1 protein-coding gene is annotated in these 680 nt (G+C 42.6%); it reads left to right on the forward strand.

Features of this window, described 5'->3' with window-relative positions; translation table 11 throughout:
* Nucleotides 1–680: VCBS domain-containing protein (locus V6255_RS17960; RefSeq protein WP_341629374.1), on the forward strand; the 680-nt coding region annotated here is incomplete at both ends.

A 680-nucleotide genomic window follows, 5' to 3' on the forward strand; every position in this document is an offset into this window, starting at 1 on the left:
ATGGCGTTACATCACCGGTGGCGTCAGTGACAGACGGTACTAACGGTACGGTCGCGATCAACGATGATGGCACCGTCACGTACACACCGAATGCCGATTTCAACGGCACTGATACCTTCACTTACACGAATGAAGATAACAACACTGAAACGGTCACTGTAACTGTAAGTCCAGTTGAAGACCCAACTGAAATATTAGTTGGAAGTTCAGACTCTGATCTAGGTGAAGTGACAGAAGATATCGATGTAACAACAGATAGTAAACTTACAGATAGTGGTACGTTAACATTCTCTGATGTTGATATTGAAGACAGCGAGAACTTTGAGCCTACAATTGAGTTTTCACCAGCAGAAGATGGAGATACTGCTCTAGGTGAGATTACTATTGACGCTGATGGCAATTGGTCTTATGAAGTTGATAACAGCGCTGTACAGTATTTAGGTGAAGATGAAACATTAACCGAAGTTTATACCGTTACATTAAATGGTACGACGCACGATATTACTATTACTATTAATGGCTCAGATGATCCGACAACAATTGAACCCGTCGGTACTGCATTCGAAAGAGGGTTCGTAACTGAAGATGTTAACGTCACTTCAGGACAACTTACAGATGGTGGTCGATTCCAGTTCACCGATGCTGACGATTCGGATAGTGCTAGTTTTGATGCGAACGTT

Origin of the sequence: Psychromonas arctica, assembly GCF_038155225.1 — a bacterium.
GTDB classification, from domain to species: domain Bacteria; phylum Pseudomonadota; class Gammaproteobacteria; order Enterobacterales; family Psychromonadaceae; genus Psychromonas; species Psychromonas arctica_B.